24 protein-coding genes and 5 tRNA genes are annotated in these 26,961 nt (G+C 69.8%); 9 read left to right on the top strand and 20 right to left on the bottom strand.

Annotated elements, in window-relative coordinates:
* Nucleotides 1-291: 291 nt before the first annotated feature.
* From ACUKCB_RS23650 to ACUKCB_RS23615, 8 genes are all read right to left on the bottom strand, one after another.
* Nucleotides 292-891, bottom strand: a complete 600-nt coding sequence (locus tag ACUKCB_RS23650) for a GNAT family N-acetyltransferase (RefSeq protein WP_473037790.1) — start codon at nucleotides 889-891, stop codon at nucleotides 292-294.
* A gap of 207 nt (nucleotides 892-1,098) precedes the next feature.
* On the bottom strand, nucleotides 1,099-2,598 hold the full coding sequence (locus ACUKCB_RS23645) for an alanine/glycine:cation symporter family protein (protein ID WP_473037789.1): 1,500 nt from the start codon (nucleotides 2,596-2,598) through the stop codon (nucleotides 1,099-1,101).
* 122 nt (nucleotides 2,599-2,720) lie between these two features.
* On the bottom strand, nucleotides 2,721-3,008 hold the full coding sequence (locus ACUKCB_RS23640; RefSeq protein WP_473037788.1) for a GNAT family N-acetyltransferase: 288 nt from the start codon (nucleotides 3,006-3,008) through the stop codon (nucleotides 2,721-2,723).
* Nucleotides 3,009-3,130: 122 nt separating this feature from the next.
* Nucleotides 3,131-4,066: a DUF5996 family protein gene (locus ACUKCB_RS23635; RefSeq protein ID WP_473037787.1), complete on the bottom strand. Its 936-nt coding sequence runs from the start codon at nucleotides 4,064-4,066 to the stop codon at nucleotides 3,131-3,133.
* A 103-nt stretch (nucleotides 4,067-4,169) separates the two neighbouring features.
* Complete coding sequence (gene narI, locus ACUKCB_RS23630; RefSeq protein ID WP_473041113.1) at nucleotides 4,170-4,922, bottom strand: respiratory nitrate reductase subunit gamma; 753 nt, start codon at nucleotides 4,920-4,922, stop codon at nucleotides 4,170-4,172.
* 26 nt (nucleotides 4,923-4,948) lie between these two features.
* A complete protein-coding gene (gene narJ, locus ACUKCB_RS23625) occupies nucleotides 4,949-5,686 on the bottom strand; it encodes a nitrate reductase molybdenum cofactor assembly chaperone (RefSeq protein ID WP_473037786.1) in 738 nt (245 codons plus the stop codon).
* A complete protein-coding gene (gene narH, locus ACUKCB_RS23620; RefSeq protein WP_473037785.1) occupies nucleotides 5,683-7,482 on the bottom strand; it encodes a nitrate reductase subunit beta in 1,800 nt (599 codons plus the stop codon). The genes narJ and narH overlap by 4 nt, the downstream gene beginning before the upstream one ends.
* Nucleotides 7,482-11,165 (bottom strand): nitrate reductase subunit alpha, encoded by a 3,684-nt coding sequence (locus ACUKCB_RS23615; protein ID WP_473037784.1) that lies wholly within the window; start codon nucleotides 11,163-11,165, stop codon nucleotides 7,482-7,484. Before ACUKCB_RS23615 ends, narH begins: the two co-directional genes overlap by 1 nt.
* Nucleotides 11,166-11,328: 163 nt before the next feature.
* On the opposite strand from ACUKCB_RS23615, the gene ACUKCB_RS23610 reads away from it, so the two are divergent.
* A complete protein-coding gene (locus tag ACUKCB_RS23610; protein ID WP_473037783.1) occupies nucleotides 11,329-12,522 on the top strand; it encodes an MFS transporter in 1,194 nt (397 codons plus the stop codon).
* A 28-nt stretch (nucleotides 12,523-12,550) separates the two neighbouring features.
* On the opposite strand, the gene ACUKCB_RS23605 is transcribed toward ACUKCB_RS23610, so the two are convergent.
* A complete protein-coding gene (locus ACUKCB_RS23605; RefSeq protein WP_473037782.1) occupies nucleotides 12,551-13,282 on the bottom strand; it encodes an rRNA methyltransferase in 732 nt (243 codons plus the stop codon).
* Between the two features lie 70 nt (nucleotides 13,283-13,352).
* Nucleotides 13,353-13,427: transfer RNA gene (locus ACUKCB_RS23600), tRNA-Asp, on the bottom strand.
* A gap of 99 nt (nucleotides 13,428-13,526) precedes the next feature.
* Between ACUKCB_RS23600 and ACUKCB_RS23595 the strand changes: the two genes are divergently transcribed.
* Entirely contained in the window at nucleotides 13,527-13,931 is a 405-nt protein-coding gene (locus tag ACUKCB_RS23595; RefSeq protein ID WP_473037781.1) for an RNA-binding S4 domain-containing protein, read from the top strand.
* Nucleotides 13,932-13,967: 36 nt separating this feature from the next.
* The gene (locus ACUKCB_RS23590; protein ID WP_473037780.1) at nucleotides 13,968-14,636 is read left to right on the top strand and encodes a phosphotransferase; all 669 of its coding nucleotides are present in this window, start codon (nucleotides 13,968-13,970) and stop codon (nucleotides 14,634-14,636) included.
* Here the strand turns inward: ACUKCB_RS23590 and ACUKCB_RS23585 are convergent.
* On the bottom strand, nucleotides 14,633-15,427 hold the full coding sequence (locus ACUKCB_RS23585) for an alpha/beta fold hydrolase (protein WP_473037779.1): 795 nt from the start codon (nucleotides 15,425-15,427) through the stop codon (nucleotides 14,633-14,635). The two genes, ACUKCB_RS23590 and ACUKCB_RS23585, sit on opposite strands and share 4 nt — an antisense overlap.
* A gap of 205 nt (nucleotides 15,428-15,632) precedes the next feature.
* Between ACUKCB_RS23585 and ACUKCB_RS23580 the strand changes: the two genes are divergently transcribed.
* The gene (locus ACUKCB_RS23580) at nucleotides 15,633-16,571 is read left to right on the top strand and encodes a PP2C family protein-serine/threonine phosphatase (RefSeq protein ID WP_473037778.1); all 939 of its coding nucleotides are present in this window, start codon (nucleotides 15,633-15,635) and stop codon (nucleotides 16,569-16,571) included.
* Between the two features lie 87 nt (nucleotides 16,572-16,658).
* Here ACUKCB_RS23580 and ACUKCB_RS23575 read toward each other — a convergent pair whose 3' ends face one another.
* From ACUKCB_RS23575 to ACUKCB_RS23555, 5 genes are all read right to left on the bottom strand, one after another.
* The gene (locus ACUKCB_RS23575) at nucleotides 16,659-17,912 is read right to left on the bottom strand and encodes an amidohydrolase family protein (RefSeq protein WP_473037777.1); all 1,254 of its coding nucleotides are present in this window, start codon (nucleotides 17,910-17,912) and stop codon (nucleotides 16,659-16,661) included.
* A gap of 323 nt (nucleotides 17,913-18,235) precedes the next feature.
* Nucleotides 18,236-18,309: transfer RNA gene (locus ACUKCB_RS23570), tRNA-Phe, on the bottom strand.
* Nucleotides 18,310-18,337: 28 nt separating this feature from the next.
* Nucleotides 18,338-18,412, bottom strand: a tRNA-Asp gene (locus ACUKCB_RS23565).
* A 90-nt stretch (nucleotides 18,413-18,502) separates the two neighbouring features.
* A tRNA-Glu gene (locus tag ACUKCB_RS23560) sits at nucleotides 18,503-18,575 on the bottom strand.
* Nucleotides 18,576-18,671: 96 nt separating this feature from the next.
* A complete protein-coding gene (locus ACUKCB_RS23555; protein WP_473041112.1) occupies nucleotides 18,672-20,222 on the bottom strand; it encodes a metallophosphoesterase family protein in 1,551 nt (516 codons plus the stop codon).
* A gap of 96 nt (nucleotides 20,223-20,318) precedes the next feature.
* Between ACUKCB_RS23555 and ACUKCB_RS23550 the strand changes: the two genes are divergently transcribed.
* Nucleotides 20,319-20,669, top strand: a complete 351-nt coding sequence (locus ACUKCB_RS23550) for a metallopeptidase family protein (protein WP_191267484.1) — start codon at nucleotides 20,319-20,321, stop codon at nucleotides 20,667-20,669.
* Between the two features lie 445 nt (nucleotides 20,670-21,114).
* Entirely contained in the window at nucleotides 21,115-22,431 is a 1,317-nt protein-coding gene (locus tag ACUKCB_RS23545) for an MFS transporter (RefSeq protein WP_473037776.1), read from the top strand.
* A gap of 219 nt (nucleotides 22,432-22,650) precedes the next feature.
* Here ACUKCB_RS23545 and ACUKCB_RS23540 read toward each other — a convergent pair whose 3' ends face one another.
* Nucleotides 22,651-22,911 carry a PspC domain-containing protein gene (locus ACUKCB_RS23540; protein WP_191267488.1) on the bottom strand — a complete coding sequence of 87 codons (261 nt, stop codon included), beginning with the start codon at nucleotides 22,909-22,911 and terminating at the stop codon, nucleotides 22,651-22,653.
* A gap of 204 nt (nucleotides 22,912-23,115) precedes the next feature.
* Nucleotides 23,116-23,727, bottom strand: coding sequence for a TetR/AcrR family transcriptional regulator (locus tag ACUKCB_RS23535; protein WP_473037775.1), 612 nt, complete (start codon nucleotides 23,725-23,727; stop codon nucleotides 23,116-23,118).
* Nucleotides 23,728-24,034: 307 nt separating this feature from the next.
* Between ACUKCB_RS23535 and ACUKCB_RS23530 the strand changes: the two genes are divergently transcribed.
* Nucleotides 24,035-24,110: transfer RNA gene (locus tag ACUKCB_RS23530), tRNA-Lys, on the top strand.
* 240 nt (nucleotides 24,111-24,350) lie between these two features.
* Here ACUKCB_RS23530 and ACUKCB_RS23525 read toward each other — a convergent pair.
* Both ACUKCB_RS23525 and ACUKCB_RS23520 read right to left on the bottom strand, forming a co-directional pair.
* Nucleotides 24,351-24,524 carry a DUF397 domain-containing protein gene (locus ACUKCB_RS23525; RefSeq protein ID WP_473037774.1) on the bottom strand — a complete coding sequence of 58 codons (174 nt, stop codon included), beginning with the start codon at nucleotides 24,522-24,524 and terminating at the stop codon, nucleotides 24,351-24,353.
* The gene (locus tag ACUKCB_RS23520; RefSeq protein ID WP_473037773.1) at nucleotides 24,521-25,288 is read right to left on the bottom strand and encodes a helix-turn-helix domain-containing protein; all 768 of its coding nucleotides are present in this window, start codon (nucleotides 25,286-25,288) and stop codon (nucleotides 24,521-24,523) included. The genes ACUKCB_RS23525 and ACUKCB_RS23520 overlap by 4 nt, the downstream gene beginning before the upstream one ends.
* Nucleotides 25,289-26,085: 797 nt before the next feature.
* Between ACUKCB_RS23520 and ACUKCB_RS23515 the strand changes: the two genes are divergently transcribed.
* A complete protein-coding gene (locus ACUKCB_RS23515; protein ID WP_473037772.1) occupies nucleotides 26,086-26,613 on the top strand; it encodes an ATP-binding protein in 528 nt (175 codons plus the stop codon).
* A gap of 198 nt (nucleotides 26,614-26,811) precedes the next feature.
* The gene (locus tag ACUKCB_RS23510) at nucleotides 26,812-26,952 is read left to right on the top strand and encodes a hypothetical protein (RefSeq protein WP_017578987.1); all 141 of its coding nucleotides are present in this window, start codon (nucleotides 26,812-26,814) and stop codon (nucleotides 26,950-26,952) included.
* Nucleotides 26,953-26,961: the final 9 nt, after the last annotated feature.

Raw genomic sequence — 26,961 nt, 5'->3', positions numbered from 1 at the left:
GTATATTTCTGTCAAACCCCCATGGCGCCCCGCCACCGGAACGCGCTCGCCACGTTACCCCAGGGGGGTACCAAAAAAGGGCAAAACCCCCACCAGGCCAGGACAGCGGGGCGCCGGGCCCGCGCCCGGACGCCACCCCCGCACAGCAGAACGGGCCCCCGCAACGCACACGGGGACCCACGGATCATCGGACATCAGGGCGGAAGCGGCGGCGGCGACACGCCCGGAAGGGGGAAGGAGGCTGAGAGGTATACCCTCCCCCCGTTTATGGGGAACGCTCCCAAGAGCGCGTCACTCCGCCTTGAGGGCGAGCCTGGCCACCACCCTCTCGCTCGTGTGGTGGCCCTGGATGGTGAAACCGGCCCGGCGGAACATCTCCACCGTGCCGGTGTAGACCTCGGCACTGGGCGCACGACCACCCGCGGTGTCCACCGGATAGGCCTCCAGGACACGCGCGCCTCCCGCACGCGCGTACTCGATCGCCCCGTCCAGCAGCCGACTGCCCAGCCCGCGCCTGCGTCTGCGCGGCGGCAGCCAGAAGCACACCAGGGACCACACCCCGGGCTCGCCGGGATCGGCCGGGCGCAGGGTCCGGGAGCGGGACAACCGGATGAAGTCCTCCCGCGGGGCCACGGAGACCCAGCCGCACGGGCCGTCCCCGTCGTAGGCGATCAGCCCCGGAACACGCCCGTCCAGGGTGAGTCGGCGCAACTCGTCCTTGTTGTCCAGACCGCGCGTGGAACGGTCACACGAGACGCTCGCCGTGTGGTCCTTGGCGCGTCTTCGGAAGAACGTGCACCAGCAGTGCCCGTACGCTCCGGTCGGTCCGAACAGGTTCTCCAGGTCATCCCACCGCTCGGCGGTGGCGGGCTCGATTGAGACGATGGACATCGGACTCCCTCGCGAGGCACAACTCTGACCGCCACAACTGTGATGCAGCACACTAGCGGTGATCCGCTGTGACCGAAAGAACACAGATGCGTGAAAGCTCCTACCGTTAGCGATTTGTGCGCTTCTCCGGTGGGGACGGGCACCCCGTGGACAGCGCGGGGCGCGCCCGGACCAGCCGGACGCGCCCCGTCTCCACTCGTCTGCGGGTCAGGAGGAGGTCTGCTCCCCCGCCGCCGAAGCGGCCTTCTCCTCGGGGTCCCAACACTCCACCCCGCGCAGGTCGGGCATCCGGTCCCGGGTGAAGACCGGGTCCAGCCCCTGCTTGCGCTGCTCGGTGTAGTCCTTGAGCAGCCGGAACGCGATCGCCGCCAGGGGTGTGATCGCCACCAGGTTGACCAGCGCCATCAGACCCATGGTCGTGTCCGCCAGCGTCCAGACCAGGTCGATCGAGCCCAGCGCGCCGAGGAAGGTCGCCGTCAGGAACAGCACCTTGTAGACGAACATGGCGTTGGAGCTGCTGGTGAGGTACTCCAGGTTGGACTCGCCGTAGTAGTAGTTGCCCAGCACCGACGTGAACGCCACCAGGACGATGATCAGGGTCATCAGGTGCATCGACCAAGGCCCGAGCATCGCCGTGACCGCGTGCTGGGTCAGGTCCGGCTCACGGACCCCGTCCAGCGTGCCCTGGTAACCGAGCAGGATGACGAACGCCGTCATCGAGCAGACCACCAGCGTGTCGAAGTAGACGCCCAGGGTCTGGACCAGCCCCTGCTTGACGGGGTGGGAGACCGAGGCGCTGGCGGCGGCGACCGGGGCCGAGCCCAGGCCGGCCTCGTTGGAGAACATGCCCCGACGCACGCCCTGGATGATGACCATCGCCAGACCCGCGGCGGCGAACTCGCGGATACCGAAGGCGTGCTCGACGATCAGCGCGAACATGGCCGGGATCTGCTGGTAGTTCATCACCATGATGACCAGGCCGAGCACGAGGTAGGCCAGGGCGAAGGACGGGATGAGCGCCTGGGCGGTGCGCGCGATGCGGCGCACCCCGCCGAAGATCACCAGTGAGGTGATCCCCACCAGGACCGCGCCGACGACGACCGGGAGCAGCCAGCCGTCGCCGCTGACCACGTTCGCGGTGGAGTTGCCGACGGCGCCCACGATGGTGTTGCTCTGCACCGCGTTGAAGACCATCGCGAAGGTCGCGAGGATCGTGATCGAGAACAGGACACCGGCCCAGCGCGCGCCGAGCCCGCGCTCCATGTAGTACGAGGGGCCGCCCCGGTAGCCGCTGCTGTCACGGACCTTGTACAGCTGGGCGAGGGTGGACTCGACGAAGCTGGCCGCTCCGACGAGCAGGGCCATCATCCACATCCAGAAGACCGCGCCCGGGCCGCCGAGCGAGATGGCCACGGCGACGCCGATGATGTTCCCGGTGCCGATCCGGGCCGCGGCCGAGATCATGAACGCCTGGATCGAGGAGACGGCCCTCCTGCCGTCCGGAGCGATCTCCGGCTTGCTCCTCAGCACCCGGAACATCTCCGGGAGCAGGCGGGCCTGGACGAACCCGGAACCGATGGTGAAGTACAGGCTCACCACCACGAGCAGCGGGATCAGGATCCAGGACCAGAAGATCTCGTTGTTGAAGAACGCAATCGCCTCGGTGAGGCGGGCGTCAAGTGTTGTTGCCTCATCAGCGAGTAACACGGGAGTGGGGCTCCTTTGCTCCGACGAATAACCGCCAGATCATGCCCACATAGTGGGACGGAACACCATTTGTCGCACGCTGTGGCCGGATGGTGATGTTCCCGTTAGCCCCCGTGCCCCGGTCAGCCCGTGTGGACGAGGTCCGCGTAGTCCGGGTTCCGCTCCAGGAAGGCCTGGGCGAACGGGCAGATCGGCACGATCTTCAACCCCCGGCCCCGGATGTGGTCCAGGGAGTCGCGCATGAGCGCGCTGGCCACGCCCTTGCCCTCGAACGCCGGTTCCACCTCCACGTGCGGGAGGGCCAGAACCCCCTCGGCGATCAGGTGGTAGGCGGAGAAGCCGACCACCTTCCCGTCCGCGCTCACCTCGTACCGAGACCGTTCCGGAACGTCGACGACGGACAGATCCATTGTCACTACCCCCGATTCGAGTGTGTCCCGCACACGTGTTGTGCGCTTGGTGGGCCCCACAGGATGCCACGTTCCCACATCGGCCCCCCGCGCACACCCCGGGGTACGTGCGCCGGCCCCGCTCAGTGGCCCGCCCGGTACGGGTCGGTGATCCCGCCCGGGCAGGCGAGTGCGTCGACGTCCCAGCCGAGCCGCGCCGCCCCGGCCCGGTAGGCGCTCTCCAGGAACTCCAGGACCGCCGCGCGCGGGTCCGGCTGTTCGCGCGCCTCGGCGTACCGCAGCAGCGCCAGGTGCCCGTGGCCGCTGGGTACCCACTCAGCGGCCGGGCTGAGCGGTTCCGCGGTCAGCCCCTCGGGTTCGGGCGCCGCGTAGGCGTAGAAGCAGGGTTCGGGGACGTTGTCGTCGCCGAACCAGAACCCGAAGCTGACCACCTCGCGCGAGTAGGCCTCGCGCACCAGGCCGCCCGCCTCCTCCGGCTGTTTGACCGGGTGCTCCGAGAAGCGGGTGAGCGCGATGTCGAACGTGTGCCAGAAGTGGTGCACCGGGCTGGTCTTTCCGGAGAACCCGGACGCGAACTCCTCCAGCAGCAGGTTCACCTGGCTCAGGACCTGCCAGTACCTGGTGGCGTGCTCGGGCACGTACACGGCGTGCTCGTGGTCGTCCACGAAGGGCCGTTCGGCGTCCGGCAGGTCGAAGGGGCGCGCGAGCGGGATGCTGCCGTCCACCCCCAGGCTGTCCAGGGCCGACTGGAACCGGAGGTAGAACGAGGAGACGCTGTGCCCACGGAGGGGGAAGGCGGCCGTGTCCCCGTCCAGGTTCGACGCGACCAGCTGGTGCCGGACGAAGTCGAAGTCCACCGTGAACACCGGATTGCCGTCGACGAACCCCATCGGCCGGGAGGTGATCCCGCTCCCGGTGAGGTGGAAGGGCACGTGCCACCAGTGGTTGCGGCGGGGGCTGTGGCTCAGCCGGACCTTGCCGACGATCTGTTCGAAGCGGTGGATGGTTTCCTTGGTCTCGTGCCACTCGTCGAGCGGGAACGATGGGAACAGCTCCATGACGACGGTTCTCCTCGGTGCTTCCGGAACGGGTCGGGGTGGCTCTGGGATCGGACGGAACGGGTACGGGACGGGTCCGGGACGGTGCGGGACCGCGGCCCGTTCACCAGCCCCGACGGGTGGCCCGCTCCGCCTGACCGGCCCCCGCGGGGTGCTGGTCGCGGGAGCGGTAGAGGACGTAGGGGCGGAACAGGTAGCCGACCGGAGCGCTGAAGGCGTGCACCAGCCGGGTGAAGGGCAGCAGCGTGAACAGGGCCAGGCCCATCAGCGCGTGCAGCTTGTAGGGAGCCTCGGCCGCGGCCATCGCGGCGATGTCGGGCTGCAGGACCCAGATGGACCGGAACCACGGCGAGACCGTCTCCCGGTAGTCCTGGGTGTGCCCGCCCGCGAGCTCCACACCCGCGAAGTAGACGGTCATCCCCAGACCGCTCAGGATCGCCAGGACCAGGACCGCGTACATGAGCTTGTCGTTGCGGGTGGTGGCGCTGAACACCGGCCCGGTGGTGCGCCTGCGCCAGATCAGCAGGGCGATCCCGGCGAGCGTGCAGAAACCGGCGACCAGCCCGAGTGAGAGCGCCGTCACGTGGTAGAGCGTGTCCGGGACCCCGAGCGCACGCGTCCACGTGTCGGGCACCAGCAGCCCCACCACGTGGCCGACGATCACCACCAACAGGCCGAAGTGGAAGAGCGGACTGCCGATCCGCAGCAGCCGGGACTCGTACAGTTCCGAGGAACGGGTGGTCCAGCCGAACCGGTCGTAGCGGTAGCGCCACACCAGTCCGCCCACCACGAGCACCAGCACCACGTAGGGCAGCACGCCCCAGAGCAGGAGGTCCACCGGGCCGAACCCGCTCATCCCCGTCTCGCCGCCCGTCCCCCGGCTCAACCCTGCCCCCCGGCGGTGTCGGTCCGCGGCAGCGGGACCCTGGGCCGCGCCCCGTAGGGCTCGGTACCCACGTCCTCCGCCGGCGGGCCCTGAGCCGCCAGGCGGCGCACGCGCTCCTCGTCGGCGTTCCGGGGCGCCGGGAGGGTGTGCCGCACCGCGTCGACCACCCGCGCGTAGGGCGTCCCGTACTCGGCCAGGGACCGGGACAGCAGGTCCAGCCCGGCCCTGAAGTCCACCAGGAGCCCCCACCCGGCCTCGGCGTCGCCCCGGGCCGCGAACTCCAACATGACGGCCAGGTGGTCGGGCAGCTCCCGGGCGGACACCCGCCACCCCGCCTCGGCGTAGACCCGTTGGATCTCGGCCAGCGCATGGCCGCGGCGCCGGGTGTCGCCGTCGGTGTAGTAGGTCATGTGCAGGGCGCGGCGCCGACGCAGGTCGAACACGGCCACGTAGTGCTCGGCGAGTTCCGTCTCGGGTGTGGTGGAGGCGTGTTCGCAGAACTCCAGCAGGTCGGTTCGGGCCTGGCCCCTGGGCAGTTCCGCGGCGGCGCGCGCGACCAGCGGGAGCCGCTCGAAGAAGACCTCGTCCGGGTAGCCGAGCAGGACCGACGCCGCCTGGTGGGTCACCGCCCTGGCGTGTGCCCTGCGTGCCGCCCGACCCGCGCCGAGCCAGCCCGCCCCGCCGGTCCTGCCGCCGGTCGCCTCGCCGTCCGTACCGTTGGTGGTGGTGCTCATGTTCGACCCCCGTCACGTGGTTCGGGGCCTGGGCCCCGCTTTCCTCCGTTGTCGGTACCGCCGCCCCGGCGGGGCGGGAAGAGTCCTCGGGGACGCCCGTTGCCGTCCCAGTTCAGCAGGTTGACGCGGCCCTCGGTGGCGTCCCGGCCGTCGCCGCCCGCCCCCTCGCCCGCCGGACCGTCACCACTCTGGCGCTCGCGCAGGGCGTGGAAGGTCTCCACGGACGCCGCCTCGGGGCGCCCGGAGGCCTCACCGAAGGGGACGTCCCCCATACCGCCCATGCCGGGTCCGCCGTCGAAGTCGAGGCTGCACCCGACCTCCTCGATGACACCGCGGTCGGACTCGTCCACGCCGAAGGCGGTGGGGATGACGTAGCGGTCGTCGTACTTGGCCAGGGCCAACAGCCGGTACATGTCCTCGATCTCGTTCCCGGTCATCCCGACCGCGGCGGCGACGGACTCGTCGCGGTCCTGGCCGAGGTTGACCCGACGCATGTAGGAGCGCATGGCGGCCAGGCGCCGCAGCACCAGGTCCACCGGCCCGGGATCTGAGGCACTGAACAGCTCCGCCAGGTACTCCACCGGGATGCGCAGGGTGTCGATGGCGCCGAAGAGGTTGTCCGCCTCCTCACCGTCGTGCCCGGTCCCGCTCAGCGCGTCCACCACCGGTGACAGCGGCGGGACGTACCAGACCATCGGCATCGTGCGGTACTCCGGGTGCAGCGGCAGGGCCACCCGGAAACGTTTGGCCAGCGCGTACACCGGCGACCGAACCGCCGAGTCCACCCAGCGGCCGGGGATGCCGTCCCGGCGGGCCGCAGCCCGCACGGCCGGGTCCGAGGGGTCGAGGAAGACGTCGAGCTGGGCCTCGTAGAGATCCTTCTCGTCCTCCACCGAGGCGGCCTGCCCGACCCGGTCCGCGTCGTAGAGGACGACCCCCAGGTACCGCAGGCGGCCCACACAGGTCTCGGAGCAGATGGTGGGCATGCCCACCTCCACCCGCGGGTAGCAGAAGGTGCACTTCTCGGCCTTGCCCGTCTTGTGGTTGAAGTAGATCTTCTTGTACGGGCAGGCGGTGACGCACATGCGCCACCCCCGGCAGCGGTCCTGGTCCACGAGCACGATGCCGTCCTCGACCCGCTTGTAGAGCGCCCCGCTCGGGCAGGCGGCCACACAGGTGGGGTTGAGGCAGTGCTCGCAGATGCGCGGCAGGTAGAACATGAAGGTCTCCTCGAAGGAGAGCTTCACCCGGTCGCCGAGCTTGCGCACGATCGGGTCCTGCGCGGCGAGCTCGGGGCCGCCGCCCAGGTCGTCGTCCCAGTTCGCGCTCCACTCCACCTTCATCGGCTTGCCGGTGAGCGCCGAACGGGGACTGGCCACCGGGAAGTCGTCGCCGAGCGGGGCGTTGGTCAGGGTGTCGTAGTCGTAGGTCCAGGGTTCGTAGTAGTCCTGGATGGAGGGCATCACCGGGTTCGCGAAGATCGTCGCGAGCCGCCTGATCCGGCCGCCCGCCCGGGGCACCAGCCTGCCGTCGGGTCTGCGGACCCAACCGCCCCGCCACCGCTCCTGGTCCTGGTAGGTGCGCGGGTAACCCTGGCCGGGCCGGGTCTCGACGTTGTTGAACCACGCGTACTCGACACCGCTGCGGTTGGTCCACGCCTGTTTGCAGGTGACCGAGCAGGTGTGGCAGCCGATGCACTTGTCCAGGTTCATCACCATGGCGACCTGCGCCATGACCCGGCCGATCGGGCGCTCACGCGCGCCCGCGCCCTCCCTCTTCCGGCTCCGCTCCGCCATCAGTACCGCACCTCCGTCGTCCGCTTGCGCACGACCGTGACCTCGTCGCGCTGGTTACCGGTCGGGCCGAGGTAGTTGAAGGCGTAGGTGAACTGCGCGTACCCGCCGATGAGGTGCGTCGGCTTGACCAGTAGCCGGGTGAGCGAGTTGTGGATGCCGCCCCGCCTGCCGGTGGTCTCCGTCCTGGGCACGTCGACGGTGCGTTCCTGGGCGTGGTGCATGTACACCGTCCCGGTGGGCATCCGGTGGGAGACGACCAGGCGCGCGGCGACGACGCCGTTGCGGTTGACCGCCTCCACCCAGTCGTTGTCCCGGGCCCCGATGGCCTCGGCGTCGGCCACGCTCATCCAGATCGTGGGTCCGCCCCGGGAGAGGGTCTGCATGAGCAGGTTGTCCTGGTACTCGGAGTGGATGGACCACTTGGAGTGCGGGGTCAGGTAGCGCACGACCACCTCGCGCTGCCCGGTCGGGCCGATCTGCGGTTCCCCGAACAGGCGGCCGGCGTCCAGCGGCGGCCGGTAGACCGGCAGGGCCTCGCCGAACTCGTGCATCCAGTCGTGGTCGACGTAGAAGTGCTGGCGGCCGGTGAGCGTGTGCCAGGGCTTGTCGTGTTCGATGTTGATGGTGAAGGGCGAGTAGCGGCGGTCCGAGGACTCCTTGCCGGACCACTCCGGGCTGCTGCCCACCGGGGTCGGCCCCCGCCTGGCGTCGTCGAAGACCACCCGGCGTTCGGCCGCGTGGTGGATCAGCTCGTCCATGTCGGTGCCGGTGCGCTCCGCCAGGCGTTCGAAGCCCTGCGCGGCGAGGCGTCCGTTGCTGGTGCCCGACAGCGCGAGGATCATCTCGCAGGCCTTGACGTCGGTGTCCAGGGACGGACGGCCGTCGGCGACCCCGCCGCGTACGGCGCCGTTGCGCCGGCGCAGCCAGTCGATCTCCCGGTCCGGGGTGAACGACACCCCCTTGACCGGCAGCCCCCGGTCCTCGGCCAGCGGGCCGAGCGCCGCCAGCTTCTGGGCGACGGCCGAGTAGTTGCGGCGGACAGCGGCGATGCCCGGCATGGTGCGTCCCGGGACCGGGCGCTCCCCGGCCGCCTTCCAGTCCGGCGGCACCCCGTGCGGCTGGGCGAGTTCACCGACCGTGTCGTGCTGGTGGGGCACCGCGACCAGGTCGGTGACCTCGCCGAGGTGGTCGGCGGCCAGCTCGCTGAACACCTTCGCCAGGGCGTGGAAGGCGTCGAAGTCGGTGCGGGTCTCCCAGGGCGGGTCGATCGCCGGGTTGAAGGCGTGCACGAAGGGGTGCATGTCCGTGGTGGACAGGTCGTGCTTCTCGTACCAGGTGGCGGCGGGCAGCACGATGTCGGACAGCAGCGTGGAGCTGGTCATCCGGAAGTCCATCGTGAGCAGCAGGTCCAGCTTGCCCTCCGGGATCTCCTCCCGCCAGGCCACGTCACCGGGCCGGTGGTCGGGCCCGGCCGGCTCCGACCGGAGGTTGGAGTGAGTACCCAGGAGGTGCTTCAGGAAGTACTCGTTCCCCTTCGCGGAGGAGCCGAACAGGTTGGACCGCCACAGGGTGAGCGTCCGGGGCCAGTTGGCCGGGTCGTCGGGGTCCTCGGCGGCGAAGCGGAGGGTGCCCGCGTGGAGCTGGTCGGCGACGTACTCCGCGGCGTCCTGGCCGCGTTCGGCCGCCTCCCGACCGAGCTGGACCGGGTTGCGGTTGAAGGTGGGGAAGGACGGCATCCAGCCCATACGGGCCGAGGCCGCCACGAGGTCGGCGGTGTGCCGGCCCCGCACCCGCCCCGGGCCGAGCGGTGACATGAGGGCGTCGGCCCGGTAGGAGTCGTAACGCCACTGGTCGGTGTGGGTGTACCAGTAGGCGGTTCCGGCCATGAAGCGCGGAGGGCGGGACCAGTCCGCGCCCGAGGCGTAGGCGGCCCAGCCCGCGGCCGTGCGGCACTTCTCCTGTCCCACGTAGTGCGCCCAGCCGCCGCCGTTGACCCCCTGGCAGCCGGTGAGCAGCAGCAGGGAGAGGAAGGAGCGGTAGGCGTTCTCACCGTGGAACCACTGGTTGGTCCCGGCGCCCAGGACGATCATGGCCCGCCCTCCGCTGGCCCGGGCGGTGTCGGCGAACTCCCGGGCGATCCGCACCGCGCGTTCGGCCGGGACCGAGGTCAGCGCCTCCTGCCAGGCCGGGGTGTAGGCGGCGTGCGGATCGTCGTACCCCTGGGGCCAGACACCGGGGAGCCCGGGGCGGGAGACCCCGTACTGGGCCAGGACCAGGTCGAACACGGTGGTGACCAGGCGGCCCCCGACCCTGCGGACCGGAACCCCCCGGGTGTCGACCTCGGCCGTACCGCCCGGGGTGTCGAAGCGGGGCAGCGCCACCTCGACGGCCTCGGCGCCTTCGGCGTAGAAAGTCAGTTCGGGTGTGCGCCCCTCCAGGTCGAGGTTCCACCTCCCCTTGCCGTCCTCGCCCCAGCGGTGTCCGATCGTGCCGTTCGGGGCGACCGGCGCGTCCTCCCCCTCGGGCCAGAACACGGGCTTCCATTCGGGGTTGGCCTCGTCGGTGTTGTCGGGCAGGTCCGAGGCGGTGAGGAACTTACCGGGCACGAACCGGCCGTCGCGCCTGTCCAGGGCCACCAGGAAGGGGAGGTCGGTGTAGGCGCGCACGTACTCGGTGAACTGGGGGGTGGGACTGTCGACGAAGCGCTCCCTGAGGATCACGTGCCCCATCGCCATCGCCAGGGCCCCGTCGGTGCCGGGGTGCGGAGCCAGCCACTCGTCGGCGAACTTGGCGGCGTCGTTGTAGTCCGGGGCGACCACGACGACCTTCTGGCCGCGGTACCGGGCCTCGGCCATCCAGTGGGCGTCCGGGGTGCGGGTGACCGGGACGTTGGAGCCCCACAGCACGAGGTAGGCGGCGTCCCACCAGTCACCGGACTCCGGGACGTCGGTCTGGTCGCCGAACACCTGCGGCGAGGCCACCGGCAGGTCGGCGTACCAGTCGTAGAAGGACAGCATCGAGCCGCCGAGCAGGTTCACGAAGCGGGCCCCCACCCCGTGGGAGACCATCGACATCGCCGGGATGGGCGAGAACCCGGCGATCCGGTCGGGGCCGTACCTCTTGATCGTCAGCACGTGCGCGGCGGCCGCGATCTCCAGGGCCTCGGCCCAGGTCGTGCGAACCAGCCCGCCCTTGCCCCGGGCCCGCTGGTAGCGGCGGCGGCGTTCGGGGTCGGTGGTGATCTCCTCCCAGGCCAGCACCGGATCACCCAGCCGTTGGCGGGCCTCCCGGTACATCTGGACGAGGACACCGCGCGCGTAGGGGTAGCGCACCCGGGTCGGAGAATAGGTGTACCAGGAGAAGGCGGCGCCGCGCGGACAACCGCGCGGTTCGTACTCAGGACGGTCCGGACCCACCGAAGGATAATCAGTGGCCTGAGTTTCCCAGGTGATGATTCCGTCTTTTACATAAACATCCCAGGAACAGGAACCGGTGCAGTTCACACCGTGGGTCGAACGGACCACCCGATCATGGCTCCACCGGTCCCGGTAGAACACATCACCTTCACGGCCACCATGCCTGACCTGCGCACGATTCCCGTCCAAGGGCTCGGATCGGGTCAGGTAGCTTCCCAACCGAAGAAGGCTGTCACCCGCCCTCCCGTCTTTGCTCTGTTTCGCCATAAGGAAAACACCCCGTTTGCCCGACCGTTGCCCGGAACAAGGAAAATCACATCCAGCCCCGACCACATTCCGTTAATGAATATGCCTTCTCCGGCACGGATGTCACGTTTCCCACACCGCTTCGGGTGACAATTCCCGTGAACCGAGAGACGAAGGAGCCCTCATGCGTACGGAAACCGGGGAGCGGACGGCCCGTTCCGGAACGGCGGGCGGCAACCTCGCCCTCGCGACGGCGGCGTTCGCGCTGACCTTCTGGGCATGGAACCTGATCGGCCCGCTGTCGCGGACCTACAGCGACAACCTGGATCTGACGCCGACCCAGACGTCGGTCCTGGTGGCCTTCCCGGTACTGGTGGGCTCCCTCGGCCGCATCCCCGTGGGCGCGCTCACCGACCGCTACGGCGGCCGGGTGATGTTCACCGCCGTCTGCCTCCTCAGCATCGTCCCCACCTTCCTGGTGGGGCTCTCCGCCTCCTCGTACGGGATGCTGCTGCTCTGGGGCTTCTTCCTCGGGATCGCGGGCACCTCGTTCGCGGTCGGCATCCCGTTCGTCAACGCCTGGTACCGGGCCGAACGGCGCGGGTTCGCCACCGGCGTGTTCGGTGCGGGGATGGGCGGAACGGCGCTGTCGGCCTTCCTGACCCCGCGTCTGGTCGAGGGCCTGGGAGTTTTCACCACCCACCTGCTGATGTGCGCGGCGCTGGCCGCGATGGCCGCCCTGATGTGGTTCCGCGCCCGGAACTCGCCCACGTGGCGGCCCCGGACCGAGCCCGTCCTGCCGCGGATGCGCGAGGCGCTCGGGCTGAAGGCGACCTGGCAGGCGTCCGCGCTGTACGCACTGGTCTTCGGCGGTTTCGTGGCCTTCTCCACCTACCTGCCGACCCTGTTGACCACCGCCTACGCGTTCGCCCAGACCGACGCGGGCCTGCGCACCGCCGGGTTCGCCGTGGCCGCGGTCGTCGCCCGCCCGGTCGGCGGCGTCCTGTCGGACCGGATCGGACCGGTACGGGTCTGCCTGATCTCGTTCTTCGGCACCTGCGCCTTCGCCGTCGTGCTGGCGCTGCACCCGCCCGCGGAGTTCCCCGCCGGGCTGGCCTTCGTACTGATCGCGCTCTCCCTGGGCCTGGGGACCGGCGCGGTGTTCGCCCTGGTCGCCGCGCTCGTGGACCCCTCGCGCGTGGGTACGGTCACCGGCCTGGTCGGCGCCGCGGGCGGCCTCGGCGGTTACTTCCCACCGCTGCTCATGGGCGTGGTCTACCAGGCCACCGGCGCCTACACGCTGGGCTTCGTCCTGCTGGCCGTGCTCGCGCTGGTCGTGGCCCTGTACACCTCACGCGCCTTTCGCGACGCGGGCTGAGGGCGGCCCCGCCGGGGCGGGGGTCGGTTCACAGGGCGAAGGCGAGGTCCCGGGCGCGGACCAGGGCCGCCGACCGGTTGCCGACCTTGACCCGCTCCAGTGCGCGGACCCCCTCCGGCAGCGCCACCCGGCGCGTACGCGCCGTCACCACCACCACGGCGTGCGGGGGCAGGACACGGCCCATCGAGGCGAGCAGCCCCCGGATCGGGCCCCCGTCCGGGACCCTGCCCTCCCAGTGGGTCATCTCGCCGTAGGGGACGTCGGTGACCACCAGGTCGGCGTCGACCGGATCGGTCAAGCCGAACACGTCGGCCACGGCGGAGTCATGGGGAAGGTCCCCACCCATCGCGGCCAGTCCGGCGGCCAGGTCGCGGGCGGACTCGGCACGTTCCACGAACGCCACCCGGCCGAAGTCGCGGGCCGAACGGCGCAGCTCCCGCTCCCGCTCGGCCAGCCCCTCCGCCGTCAGCAGCTCCAGGTTGCGCGCGGCGATGCCCACCGCGTCCTCGTCCACGTCCGTGGCGCGCACGTGCGTCAGCCGGTCGCGGTGCAGCAGCCCCAGGACGGTCACCAGGTACCCGCTGCCGCAGCAGGGGTCCCACAGGCGCACCCGTTCGCCCTCGGCGTGCACCATCGCCCGCTGGAGGAGTTCGCTCGCCAGTCTCACGGGGAAACCCGGGTATCCGGGCGCGGACCGCAACACCTGTCCGCTCGCCAGCGCCGAGTGGTCCGTACGCTCGGTGGCGTACCGGTAGCTCACAACCGTCCCCCTCGTTTTTCCCCGACAACGCCGAAGGCCCGGTGTCTGGGACACCGGGCCTTCGATGATGCGGTCCTGACGGGATTTGAACCCGCGGCCTCCACCTTGACAGGGTGGCGAGCACTCCTAACTGCTCCACAGGACCTCGTTGCGTGTACAACTCTAGCGCGACTTTGGAGCGCTTCGTACCGCGGCCGACCTAGAGTGGCTCAGAACGCACCCGAAACCACGAGAGGACCCCGGTGTGAGTGACTCGTCCGCCCCTCTTCCCTCCGGCCCGGACTCCACGCGGGTCGACCGTTGGCTGTGGGCGGTACGCCTCACCAAGACCCGCGCCGACGCCGCCCAGGCCTGCCGCGGCGGGCATGTGCGCGTCAACGACCGTCCGGCCAAACCGGCCATGGCGGTCAGGGTCGGCGACAAGATCAGGGTCCGGCTGCACGGCACCACCCGAATCGTGGACGTGAGCCACATCATCGTCAAAAGGGTCGGGGCGCCGGTCGCGGCCCGCTGCTACGTCGACCGCACCCCGGCACAGCCGCCGCAGGCCGCCCCCGTGATCCGCCGGGACCGCGGCGCGGGGCGGCCCACCAAGAAGGACCGCCGCCAACTCGACAGGCTCCGCACGGACTTCCCGCCCCCGATCTGAGCCCCCGCACTCCGCACGACAGGATCAGGAGTCGCCGTGACCTCCCCCCTCGCCGCCGGGCGCGACGCGGACGTGTTCGCCCTCGACGACCACCGGGTGCTGCGCCGCTACCGGAACCCCCAGGACACCGCGCCCGAGGCCGCGGCCATGGCGCACGCGGCGGAACACGGTTTCCCCGTGCCCGAGGTGCACCGGGCGGAGGGCGGCGAACTGGAGATGGAGCGGCTGTACGGTCCCACGATGCTCGACGCCTGCCTGGACGGGCGGATGACGCCCGAGGGTGCGGCCCGAACGCTCGCGGAGCTCCACGAACGCCTCCACGCCCTCCCGCCCCGCTCCGGAGAAGGCTGCCTCCTGCACATGGACCTGCACCCGGGCAACGTGGTCCTCGCCCCGCAGGGCCCGGTGGTGATCGACTGGACCAACGCCCGCGACGGCAACCCGGACCTGGACCTGGCGCTGACCGCGCTGCTGCTGGCCCTGATCGGGCAGAGCGGACCGCCGCCCCTGGCCGCGCTGGCCGGGGCCTGCCTGCCGCACTACGTCGGACACGTCACGGGCGACCCCGTCCGGCTCGTCGACGAGGTGGTCGCCCTGCGCGGGGCCGACCCCAACCTCGGTGCCGGGGAACTCTCCCTGCTCCCCCGAGCGGCCGACCTCGTCCGGCGGACCGTGCACGCGCGGACGGGGGACACGCGAACCTAGAGCGCGCTGAGCGGGTTCCTGGTGAGGAAGGCCAGGGCCGCCTCGGTCGCCTTGGGCGCCGCCTCGTGCAGGTAGCCGTGGCGGACGCCGGGCAGGACCAGCAGCTCGGCGCCGGGGATCCGCTCAGCGAGCAGTTCGGCGTTGCCCACCGGGGTGAGCTCGTCGTCCTCACCGTGCACGACCAGCGTCGGTGCCTGGAGCCGGGGCAGCAGGTCCCAGCCGTCGTACCCGAGGCCGGCCTCGTAGTGCCGGCGCTGGGCGCGCAGCGGGTTGCGGGGCAGGATCCGGGTGACCGTCTCCGGGTGCGCGGCCGCCCACTCCGGCGTGTAGAAGAGGGGCGCGATCAGCTCTCGCCCCTGCGCGGTGCCGGCCCGGCGCAGGGCGAGGGACGCGTGGCGGGGGCGCTCGATCTCGTTGCCCCCGCCGGGCGCGGTGGACCCCAGGACCAGGGTGCCGACCCGTTCGGGGGCGACCGAGGCGAGGGTCTGGGCGACCTTGCCGCCCATCGAGAAGCCGTAGACGTGCGCGCGCCCGGCACCGAGGTCGTCCAGGACCGCGAGGGCGTCCCCGGCGAGCAGCTCCATGCTGTACGCCCGTTCGAGGGGGGCGTCGCTGCCGCCGGAGCCGCGCAGGTCCACGCGCACCACCCGGTGGTGTTCGGCGAGGTCCTCGTACACCCCCTCCCACATCTCGTGGTCGAGGGACTGGCCGTGGATGAGCAGCAGCGGATCCCCGGCCCCGTGGACGTCGTACCAGAGGCGGGTTCCGTCAGCAGCGGTCGCGTGGTTCACGTCAACGGACACTACCGGACGAACCAGGCATCCCGCCGCCGTCACGGGCGCCCCGGACCGGCCGGCACCCGCCGAAGCGCCCCCACCACGCGCCCGCGCCCCGTTCGTGACCTGCCCGAGCGAACCAAACCCCCGTCCCCGGGCATCTCCCCAGGTCCCAACGTCTATGGGTGCGGCCCCGCACGGCCCGGCCGAAGGAGAGCGCATGAGTTCCCCCGTCATCGCCACCGACACCGACCAGGGCCCCAGGCCGAGCCAACAGGACGCCTGCTCGCACCGGGTCGAGCCCGCCACCGGGGGATGGCGGGCCGCCGTGGCGGACGGGTTCGGCGACCACCCCGGCACCCGGGAGGCCGCGCAGTTGGCCGCCGACACCGCCACCGCGGCGCCGGGCGGGGCCGCGGACGCCGTCCTGGCCGCGGCCCGGGCGATCACCCGGGCCCACCCCGGGGCAGACTGCGTGATGGCGCACGCCCGTCAGAAGTCCCCCGACGAGCCCGTGGAGATCGCGTGGGTGGGTGACTGCCGGGTCTGGACCTGGAGCCCCGGAGAGGGGCTGCGACAGCACACCCGCGACCACACCCGCGGCCAGGAGATGCGCGACCTACGGGTGTCGGACCACCTGGCGCGGCGCGGCGACCACGCCGTCACCACCTCCGTGGCCACCGCCGTCCCCGGAGGTGTCGGAACCGCCACCGCGCCCGTCGCCGACCTCACCCTGTTCACCTGCGACGGCATCCACGACTACGTCGACGAGCGGCTGCTGGCCGAACTCGTGACCGACCACGCCCACGACCCCGACATCCTGGTCCGGGTCCTGGTGGACGCCGCCCGCGAGGCGGAGAGCACCGACAACGCCACCGCCCTGGTGATCGGGACGGTTCCGGAACCGGACGGGTGCGCACGGCACCGCACCCGGCAGGAACGCCTCCTGTACGGCTTGGAGGGCTTCGGCGGGCCCGGGGACCGTCTCCCCGAGGACTCGGAACACCTGCTGCGCGTCCTCGCCGAGGACCGCATCACCGGCATCGCCTGCGACCGGTTCCTCCTGCGCGACGGCGCCACCTACTGGTGCACGAAGGATTCCGACCACACCGACCGCCACGTGAGCTGGCACGGCGTCACCTGGTCGCAGACGTACTGACGGCGCGCGGGCCCGCTCACGCCCGGAACCCCCACCAGGACGGGATCGGGTCCGTGCGGGCACGCTGCCCGGCCCCAACGCGAGAGGTTACGGGTTCGGCCGCCCTTCCCGTTGGGGGCGCTTGTACACGCGGCCCTCCTTCATCACGAAGTCCACCTCGCCGGTCACCTCGATGCGGGTGAACGGGTCGCCCGGCATCGCGATGAGGTCGGCGACCTTCCCGGTCGCGATCACCCCGAGGTCGTCGAGGCCGAGCATCCGGGCCGCCACGCTGGTAGCCGCCCGCAGTGCCCGTGCGGGCGTGATCCCGTTGGAGACCATCGCCGGGAACTCCCGCCAGTTCTCCGCGTGCGGGAACATCCCCGCGTCCGTTCCGAAGGCGATCTCGACCTCGCTGTTCGCGACGTGCTCGGCGCAGTCGAGCAGGGCCCTGCCGTACCTGCGGAACTTGTCGCGCTTACCCGCGGGTTTGTCCGCCCAGTAGGCGTCGTCGTCCACCCTGCGCGCGTCGTCGGTGATCGTGAACTGGGTGGGGACCAGGAAGACCCCCTCGTCCGCCATCATCCGCAGCGTGTCAACGGAGGCGAGGTTGCCGTGGTCGATGCTGCGCACTCCGGCCCGCACCGCGCGCCGCACACCCTCGTCCCCGTAGCAGTGCGGTGTCGCCGGGCGACCGAGGTCACGCGCGGTCGCGACCAGGACCTCCATCTCCTCCTGGGTGTAGGTGCAGTGCGCGGGGTCGTCGGAGGGACTGGAGAAACCGCCGGTCGCACCGAACTTGATCCAGTCGGCGCCGCCCCGGATCTCCCTGCGCACGGTGGTACGGATCTCGTCGGGTCCGTCCGCCGCGGCCAGTTCCAGCGGGGAGGGCCACCTCTGGAGGTCGGGGGAGACCGCCGCGGAGAAGTCGCCGTGTCCGCCGCGGGCGGAGATCAGATGCGGGGCGACGAGCATCCGCGGACCGTCGATGACCCCCTGTGCGACCGAGTCGCGCAGGGCGATCAGGCCGAACCCGGGATCGGCGCTCATCAGGTCGCGCACGGTGGTGAACCCGTTCAGCAGCATCGTCCGCAGGACCGGTACGGCCCGCAGCGCACCGGCGGCGGAGGAGAGCAGGAGCGAGGACATCAGGTCCGGGGTGATGGTGACATGCGTGTGACAGTCCATGAAACCGGGCGTCACGGTACGGCCCGACAGGTCCACCACCTCGGCTCCGGCGGGCGGGGGGATGTTCTCCGCCACCCGGGTGATGCGGCCGTCCTCGACCAGGACGTCCCGGACCCCCAGTGGGGCGTCCGCCACTCCGTCCCACACCGTGCCTCCTGTCAGCAACGTGGCCACGGTTCCCCCGTTCGTGCTCGGCTCTGCGGGCCGCGACCAGCGCCCCTGCCAGTCACGATCGATCAGAGTCGATGATGCAACACGGTGGTTCCCGGGTCCCGGTGCCACGCGGGACCGTCACGTCCCGGCCCACCGGGCGTGACGGAGTCGGCAGGAAAGCAGCGCGGAACATTCCGGCCGAGTCTTTCGGGTGACGCACGTGGACGCGCATTGGCCGTAGGCATCCATCGAAGCCCACGGCGGACACCGGCAACCAGCGGCGCACGAAAAGGCCCCGCCCCTGCTTTCGCAGGAGGCGGGGCCTTTTGCATGTCTGTGTGTTGTGGCTAGGGGCGGGGTCGAACCGCCGACCTTCCGCTTTTCAGGCGGACGCTCGTACCAACTGAGCTACCTAGCCGCGGCGCCGATTTCCTCGGCGACGCTTGCGGTCCTGACGGGATTTGAACCCGCGGCCTCCACCTTGACAGGGTGGCGAGCACTCCTAACTGCTCCACAGGACCTTGTTCAATTTTCACACCCGGCCGTACCGGCCCGGTGTGTTGCTGCGGTTCTCATTCTGCCAGATGTCCGACAGTGCTCTGACCGCTTCGTACCCCCAACGGGATTCGAACCCGCGCTACCGCCTTGAAAGGGCGGCGTCCTGGGCCGCTAGACGATGGGGGCCCGTGTAGACAGCCTAAGCATAGGGGAGATTCCCACCAACGCCAAAGTGATGACCCGAGTCGGGCCAAACCTTCACGACCTGCGGGAACGCGAGGGCTACCGCTCGCCCTCCGTCTCGGAGGCCTCCTCCTCCGGTTCCCCCGGTTCCTCGGACTCCTCGCCCGCTTCACCGACCGGGCGCTCCGGGTCCTCCTCGATATGCCGCTCGACCTGCGCGGACGTGAGCCCGACACCACCGAGGTCGATGTCGTCGCGCGCCTGGAGGCGGCCGGTTTCGGCATCGAAGTACAGGACCGAGGCCTGGTACGGGGTGGGGCGACCGGGGCCGTGATCCAGCCCACTCAACCCGGCTCCGCCCGTGGACCCCTGAACGAGGAACCTGGTGCCCAGTTCGGTCAGTTCCGTGGAACGCAGGTGCTCGTTCCCCGCCAGCACCAGCGGAACCACGCCGTCGAACGGCTCCGCCTGGGTGCGCGTGTGCAGGACCGCGACATCCACCTCCGTGTCGCCGCCCGCGACGGACGCCGCCTGTTCCTCACCCAGGGCGGCCACCCCCGCCTCGTCGGGGTTGAGGCGGGTCGCGTCCGGGGTGAACCGGGGGTCTCCGGCCCCGTAGAAGGTCAGCCCGGCGACCTCCTCGACGTCCCCGTCCAGGACCACGGTGTTGGGCTGGGACTCCACCGCGCGCTGGGTGCCCATGGAGTCGTGCTGGCCGCGCACCCACACGTAGGGCACGTCCAGCTTGCCGATCTCGTCGGCGAAGACGTCCTCCGCCGCGCTGCCGCGGTCGGTCAGGTCGCCGGAGTCCACGACCACGTCCGCGCCGTACTGTTCCCGGAGGGTGCTGATGATGCTCCACGAGGCCGGGTTGAGCTGGATGTCGGACACGTGCAGGACGCGGATGACCGACTCGTCCTCGTCGTAGACCGGCAGCGTCGAGGTCGCCTCGTAGATCATGGACACGTTGCCGACCAGGCCGGCGAGCTGTTCCTGGTACTCACTGAACCGGCTGACCACGTCGTCGGCGCTGCCCACCACCTGGGGGGCGCCCGCGATGAGCCCGGTGTAGCGCGGTTCCGCGATCGCGCTCGGGTTGAAGGTGAGCCCGGCCAGCCCGCCGAAGGACACCAGGACGAGCAGCGAGGTGACCCCGCTGGCCAGGGCGCGCCAACCGCTGCGGAACAGCAGGAGGCCCATCACGGTCGCTCCCACGACCGCCGCGAGCAGGGAGCGCACCAGGAGCGCGGTCACTCCGCTGGTGAGGTCGGAGCCGATGCCCTCGGCCATCCGGTTGATGGCGTCGGGGTCGGAGAACATCTCCTCGGCCGCGGCCAGCCGGATGTCGGTGATGGTCGCCTCGAGTTTCAGCGGTGCCGCGTGGGTGTCGAAGGCCAACTGGCCCAGCGGGGCGACGTTGACGACCGTCTCACCGTGCCACTGCGGGCTCAGGGCGAAGGTGACGTCGGCGGGGCCGATCGGCGTGACCACCTGGCCGCCGAGAGCCAGCCCGAGCCAGCCCCCGACCAGACCCGCGAAGAGAACACAGCTCCAACGCCAGAGACGCCCGGCACGCCATCGACGGAGGGCCCCCCGGAACCGGCCGAAGGCTCCACGGTAGTCGTAGGCACGAATCTTTCCCCAAGACAACACAACCCCATCATGCCGTTGACTGAAGCTGTTCCCAATGTTTCCTCCCATCCAGAGTGTTATGTCTCTTCCTCGACGCTCCGGGGAGGCAGCACAATGGCAGGTGTGGTTGAACTGACACGCGGGGACTTCGAGGAACTGGTGGCCGACGCCCTGGACCAGATCCCACCGGAGCTGGCCCAGCTCATGGACAACGTGGTGATCACGGTCGAGGACGAGTCCCAGGAGGGCCTGCTCGGCCTGTACGAGGGGATCCCCCTGACCGAGCGGGGCGACTCCTACTTCGGGGTGCTCCCGGACCAGATCTTCATCTACCGTCGCAACATCTGCGCGATCTGCCGGTCCCCGGAGCAGGTGGTCGACGAGGTGCTCGTCACCGTCGTGCACGAGATCGCCCACCACTTCGGCATCGACGACTCCCGGCTCACCGAACTCGGCTGGGGCTGAGCCCTCCGAGCCACCGGCCCCGGGTCCCGTTCGGCCCCGGCCCCGCACCCCGACCACCGAACCGGTACGGGCGCGCCCGCGGACCCCTCCGTGTTCACCCAGGGCGACATTCGCCCACAATTCATCCGCTGATCCCATAAAAATGGCCCTGTGGAACGGTGTTCCGCTTTGGCGACACCGTGTCTGCGTGTAACGACGCATCTCGACCGCCCGGCACACCAGGCGACCGAAAAATTCTTCTCTCCAACCGGAACCACCTGGGAAAACAATCCGAATGCCGAAACCCGCGGACCCGAGGAAGCGTAAAGGGAAGCATTACTGGGAGCAACGAATCAGACACGAATTAGCCCAACCGGCTTGTCATCGAAGCCCACTTCCGGAACCGTTGGTCATGGGAACACGACACAGCGTGATTCCACCCCCTGTGAAAGTAAGGGAGTGCCGGGTGGGCAATCCGAGCCTCGACAAAGCCCCTGACAACGGAGACCACGAATCTTCCGCGGCGCAGGACAACAAATGGCGCAGTAGTTACCGCGACGTCATGGCGATCGGTGAGTTCCGCTCCATGTGGCTGGCCCACGCCCTGTCGATGATCGGCACCAACCTGCTGAACATCACGGCCAGTGTCCTGGTGTACCAGCTGACGGATTCGGCCTTCGCCGCGGGAATCACGCTGGCCGTGACATTCCTGCCCCCGATACTCGCCGGCCCCCTGTTCTCGGGGCTCGCCGACATCCTGCCCCGGCGCCGGGTCATGGTCGCCTGCGACGTGATCCGGGCGGTCGTCATCGCCAGCGTGGGAATCCCCGGCATACCGGTCTGGCTGGTCTGGATCCTGTTGTTCCTGTCGATCCTGCCGTCGATCCCGTTCGCCTCCGCCAGGGCGGCCCTGCTGACCCAGATCGTCCAGGGCGAGCGCTACGTGGCGAGCACCGCGATCCTTCACCTGACCACACAGGTCGGGATGCTCCTCGGGCTGATCGCGGGCGGCGTGATCGTCACGTTCGTCGGCCCCAACACCACCCTGATGTCGACGGGCATGCTCTTCGTCCTGTCCGCGCTGATCCTGCGGTTCGGAGTCAGGGCCCGGCCCACCCCGCTCAGGGAGCAGACCGGAGAGAAACGACCCGGGCTCGTGGCGATGACCACTGGCGGCGCCAAGCTCGTCTTCGGTGACCCCAGGCTGCGCACCCTCGCCCTGCTCGCCTGGCTCGCGGGCCTGTACTCGGTCCCCTACGGGCTGGCCAACCCCATGGCCGCCGAAGCGGGCGCCGGCCCCGCGGCGGCCGGGTTCATCATGGCCGGTCAGGCGATCGGTGCACTCGTCGGCGGACTGACGCTGACCCGGCTGGTCCCGCCGCCGACCAGGATCAGGCTGCTCGGCCCACTCGCGGTCCTGACCTGTGTGCCACTGCTGCTCTGGGTCTTCCAGATGCCGTTGTGGATGATGATCACCGCGCTGGCCCTGTGCGGGGCCGCGGGCTCCTACCAGTTCGTGGCCAACGCGGCCTTCGTCCTGTGTGTGCCCAAGGAGGGTCGCGGTCTGGCCTTCGGCCTGGTCGCCTCGGGGCTCCAGGCCGCGCAGGGCGTCGGCATCCTGCTGTCCAGCTACTTCGTGGAGGTCACTGACACGAGCACGGTCATCGTCGGGGCGGGCCTGCTCGCCCTGCTCTCCGCGATCGCCCTCGCCGTCCCGTGGTCCCGGATGTCCGGGGAGGTCTCCGCGCGCATGGAGGAGACCGAGTCGGAGTCGGCCTCCTAGGCGGTCGGGCCGGTCCTGCCGTCGGCGGGCCGGGCCCGTCCAGCCCTCGTCCGGGCCCGGCCCCCGCCGTTGCCCGTCGCGCCCTGCCGGACGTCTCGTCCGGTCAGCACTCGACGCCGTGTTCCACGTGCTGCTCGCGGGACTCCTCGGCCTCGTGTTCCTCCCGCTGGGCGCGCAGCTCGCGCCGCTCCCAGTCCGGATGTGCTCGCAGGCTCCACATCAGTTCTCGCTCCCCTTTCCCTGGAAGTTGCGGATGATCTGCTCCAGCAGCGAACGCCGCTCGCTCTCGGCGGGCATCAGCAGCCAGGCCAGGATGTAGATCGGGATCCCGGAGAAGCCCAGCAGGGTCAGGACGACGAAGACGATCCGGATGATGGTGGAATCCAGACCCGTGTAGGCGGCGATACCCCCGCAGACACCGGTCAGGAAACGGTCGGATTCACTGCGCTGGAGTCGCTTGCTTCCGAATTTCTCGTTCATACCTCCACCTTGCCCGCAGCCGACGACGATTCCCATCGGGGACAGCCCTGGGCGGCCCCTGACTTCCTTCCCCGACTCCCCGGGGAGGCCGGGCACGGGATCGCGGAACCCCGTAGGGGGTCTGACGGTTCACGGGCCCACGGCGTTCCTGAGGCGTGCGGCACACCTTGTGGCGGGTGCGATCGGGAGGCTGGCAGACCGGATTCAGGCGTCCGTCTCGGGCGCGAAGACCTCGCCCAGCATCCGCAGCGACTCACTGAGCTGACCGTGCAGCTCGTCGATCCCCGCACCGCTCCCGTAGGGGACCCGCTTTATGGAGTGGCGTACGGCGGACATCGCGGCCGCCGCGGCCAGCTCGGAACGCGCGTCGTCGGCGGGGGCGCCCGAACGTTCGGCGATCGCCCCGGCCAGGCCCTGTTCCAGGTTGTGGAAGCGGGCGAGCAGGCCGGGCAGGAGCTGGGGTTCGCGGTCCATGAGCTGTTTGCGCAGCGCGGTTTCGGCACGCTGGGTGGCGAGGTCGCCTGAGGTGACCAGGGAGGCCACCAGCAGGATGACGAGGTCCTCCGCGAACACACCGGTGGGCCCGTCGGCCACGAACTCCCCGCGCGCCTCCTCGTGCGGGGCGTCGGGGACGTCCCCGAGGAGTGCGTCCTCCTTGGTCGCGAAGTAGTTGAAGAAGGTCCTGGCGGAGACGTCGGCAGCGGCCGAGATCGCCTCCACCGTCACGTTCTCCAGGCCGTGCTCCAGAGTGAGCCGTACCGCCGCGCCCTGCAGTGCGCGGCGCGTGGCCAGTTTCTTGCGTTCCCTCAGCCCCATGGATCCTCCCCTTACACGATCAATAATTTCATGACGTGCAATATTTCTCAACGTGTATTTTTTCATGATGCATCAGGGGACCCGCTGCGCTGAACCGGGCTCCGGGCGTGCCCCGAGCGGGGCCGGGGAGGAAGAGCCCGCCGCGTCCGGATCATCCCCCGCGGCCGACCGGTACGTCCGGAACCCACCGGCTCCGGGACCGCCGCCACCAGAGGCCCCAGTACTCCACGGCATCCGACGAAGGGTGCTCTGCGCCCGCCGTACCACTGCGGTAGAGTTGTCCCGGCGACGAGCCCAGAGCCGTCGTGGGGCCTTAGCTCAACTGGCAGAGCAGCGGACTTTTAATCCGCGGGTTCGGGGTTCGATCCCCCGGGGCCCTACCAGGGAGAACCCCAGGTCAGAGCGTGTTTGATGCCGCTGGTGACCTGGGGTTTTCGTATGTTCGGGGCCTCGGAGGAGTTCCGGGTGCGCTCCTCGGTTCAGAGCGACCGCCATGGTCGGGACAGGCCAGCCAGCTCTTCCATCTCCCTGTGACCCCAGCTGGCCGACCGCCGGACCAGGGCAGCCTCAACAGCGCTTACGGGAAGTTATCGGCACACCCGGCGGGGCCGGCCCTTGTTCGACTACCGAGTAGAAACCACGGTGCCGAGCAGCGCGGACCACTCGTTCTTACAGAAGGACAGGTGCCCGGCCTCGCGGTTCTGGGTGTCGCGGACATCCGCGCCCCCGGAGTGCTCCCGCGCCTCAACACAGTTCGCCCCCGTGTTGCTGTACGAGGACTTGTGCCAGTGGTTCATGTCGTCAAGCCTTCCAATACCTGTCGAGAGTGCTCGGCGGGGAGGGATGCCGCCAGGGCCCCTGTGATGAGTGATGCAAGCCGGTCGTAACCCTCGGAATTCTCGTAGATCACGTTACCGTCCACGTGATCACTGGAGATCACGGTCTCCCCGGAGCGCAGGCGAAAGACGAGCAGGGGAGAGGTTACCGCCGCAAGAATGGAACCTTCCGGGACGACGTGCACTGACACCTCTCGCTTCTGTGTCACCGCGAGTAGGTGCTGAGCCTGGGATCGTCGCACTTTTGGTGGTGAGCCCGACAGTGCGGTCACGGGGAAAACCGCCGTTATACGCAACCCCGGCAACTCGCCCAGGCGGCGTGTCCGAACTTGGGTGAGGTACTCGATTTCCCGGTCGGAAGCCTGCGGCCAACCCAGCCGGAACACCCACTCGGCGTACTCGGCGCACTGAAGGTAACCAGGCACAAGTACTGGGGACACGCACTGCAGCGTCTGAGCGGCCTGCTCGATCGCAGACAACGACCTCGCCCACTCGGGGGTGACCGTACCTGTACGGCCGAGCCTCCATGCCGCAAACAGTTTCTTGCCCGCATTGAGCAAATTGTCCAGTTCTTCGGCGGTTTCACGCTGCGGGAGGGAATGCCCGTTCGCCCATCTCGACACGGATGCCGACGAACATCCCAGGTGAGAAGCTACCTGTTCCTGACTCAGCCCTTTGAGTTCTCGGTACTTCGTGAGTAGCTCACGAAAGGGGGGCTCGCTCATGCACGCAATATTACGCGCAATAGCCGAGAACTGTCAGGAAGTTACGAGAATCGCGCAATCAGTAGCGCAAGGACAGTGCGTGAGGCGACCGTTGAAGCACGAGCACAACGAAAGCACTGACATGACTGACTTCATCCACTGGCCTCAGACGTGGATCAACGAGGGCGCGTGGAACGCCCTGACGACCTCAAGCCGAGATCGTTGCCGTCCCCGCAGGGCTGGGCGTGTACGCACCTACGCTTCGTCTCCCCCGACCTTCTCTGAGGGCCCGCCGCGCTCACCCAGCCCGCCACTGATCCCGGTTTCCCGACGACCGTTGGACAGCGCGCCGCTGCAGATCCTTCGGGCGGTCCTGGCTGGGCTGCACCGGTTGGGGACGACCGTATGAGCACCACGACGTCGATGCCGTTACTACCCGAGGTAGCACTCTCCTCCAGTCAACCAGTGCCCTACCAACAGGCCAACGCCCACCGAGGCCAGCTGAAGTAGGACCGATCGGCGGCCGACACTCCTCGGTTCCGCCCCGGTGAGGCGTGCTGGACAACCAGACGACCTGCTCGGCCCCCAACGGGCACGACCACATCCCAGATCAACCGCCCGTGAAGCGCGGCAACACGGCCACCGCCACATGCCGCTACTGCGGAAACACGATCACGGCCATGCGCTGACGCTCTCCGAAGGCCCTCCGAACCCGGTCACCGCCCGAAGGCGACCGCGAAAAAGCTCTGGCGGGTGCGCTAACACCCCCAGAGCAGGCCGACAACCAGCCCCGATTTCAAAGAAAGCGAGTTGCCGACATGGTCATTGTGCCGCACCCCCGAGCCCCGCTCCACACCCCCACCATGCCCTTCACCGGACGCCGCTGGCCCTCCCGCATCTACCCGGGCGAGCTGGCTCAGACTGCTTGGGTCCGCTCCGACCTGGCCGCTGATCTGGCCCGCCTGATCGGAATGACCGAGGAGACGAGCGAGAACATGGTGCTCTGCGCCAGCGAGATGTTCGCGAACTCCTGCGATCATTCGCGCTCGGGCCAGGATCCCGAAGGCCGGGTCATCCGCACGCTGCACATGCCCACCGCCGACACCCTCCGAGTGGCGATCGTCGATGACGGCGCCCGCGCCGACACCCCCGAAACCCTCAGGCCCCAGATCCCGCACCGGCGCACCCTGGAGGAGTGGGCCGAAGCCGAGCGCGGCCGGGGCCTGCTCCTCATCCACCACCTCGCCGAGCGCTGGGGCACCCGCTCGGTACTGGACTTCCCCTTCTGCTCCGGTTTGGGGACCGTCACCTGGGCCGAATTCGCGTTGGGCGGCGGTCAGGGATGACGGTCCCAAGGTCGCCCACCTCCGTCAGCACGTGGATGTCGTGATCGCTGAACGCCCGAACCCCGCTCGACCTTGAAGAACCGTCACTGCCCAGGCCGGGAAGCAGGGCGAAGCCCAGGAAGGGACACATGGTCCGAGCACGAGCACCGCCCCGTGCAGAGCACACCCCCGAATCCAACGAGGTACGAGGAGATCCTGATGGACAGCACCACGCAGTACGCCGACGACGAGCTGGTTCTCGCGGTGGAGGACATCGCGGCCGTCCGGTCCCGCGCCGAACAGCCCTCCGACGGAGGCAGCACCGGCAGGGGCGACACCAACGACAACGGCCTCTACTAGGAGCACACC

The organism is Nocardiopsis moroccensis, from assembly GCF_055763695.1.
This window is presented reverse-complemented; position numbering and strand designations above follow the sequence as displayed.

Coding starts and splice junctions, on each gene's coding strand:
- ACUKCB_RS23510 (WP_017578987.1), top strand. CDS start 26,812: ATGGACAGCACCACGCAGTACGCCGACGACGAGCTGGTTCTCGCGGTG.
- ACUKCB_RS23615 (WP_473037784.1), bottom strand. CDS start 11,165: ATGGCGAAACAGAGCAAAGACGGGAGGGCGGGTGACAGCCTTCTTCGG.
- ACUKCB_RS23520 (WP_473037773.1), bottom strand. CDS start 25,288: ATGAGCGAGCCCCCCTTTCGTGAGCTACTCACGAAGTACCGAGAACTC.
- ACUKCB_RS23550 (WP_191267484.1), top strand. CDS start 20,319: ATGGCAGGTGTGGTTGAACTGACACGCGGGGACTTCGAGGAACTGGTG.
- ACUKCB_RS23610 (WP_473037783.1), top strand. CDS start 11,329: ATGCGTACGGAAACCGGGGAGCGGACGGCCCGTTCCGGAACGGCGGGC.
- ACUKCB_RS23540 (WP_191267488.1), bottom strand. CDS start 22,911: ATGAACGAGAAATTCGGAAGCAAGCGACTCCAGCGCAGTGAATCCGAC.
- ACUKCB_RS23650 (WP_473037790.1), bottom strand. CDS start 891: ATGTCCATCGTCTCAATCGAGCCCGCCACCGCCGAGCGGTGGGATGAC.
- ACUKCB_RS23525 (WP_473037774.1), bottom strand. CDS start 24,524: ATGAACCACTGGCACAAGTCCTCGTACAGCAACACGGGGGCGAACTGT.
- ACUKCB_RS23580 (WP_473037778.1), top strand. CDS start 15,633: ATGAGTTCCCCCGTCATCGCCACCGACACCGACCAGGGCCCCAGGCCG.
- ACUKCB_RS23515 (WP_473037772.1), top strand. CDS start 26,086: ATGGTCATTGTGCCGCACCCCCGAGCCCCGCTCCACACCCCCACCATG.
- narI (WP_473041113.1), bottom strand. CDS start 4,922: ATGAGCGGGTTCGGCCCGGTGGACCTCCTGCTCTGGGGCGTGCTGCCC.
- ACUKCB_RS23535 (WP_473037775.1), bottom strand. CDS start 23,727: ATGGGGCTGAGGGAACGCAAGAAACTGGCCACGCGCCGCGCACTGCAG.
- ACUKCB_RS23635 (WP_473037787.1), bottom strand. CDS start 4,066: ATGGAGCTGTTCCCATCGTTCCCGCTCGACGAGTGGCACGAGACCAAG.
- narJ (WP_473037786.1), bottom strand. CDS start 5,686: ATGAGCACCACCACCAACGGTACGGACGGCGAGGCGACCGGCGGCAGG.
- narH (WP_473037785.1), bottom strand. CDS start 7,482: ATGGCGGAGCGGAGCCGGAAGAGGGAGGGCGCGGGCGCGCGTGAGCGC.
- ACUKCB_RS23640 (WP_473037788.1), bottom strand. CDS start 3,008: ATGGATCTGTCCGTCGTCGACGTTCCGGAACGGTCTCGGTACGAGGTG.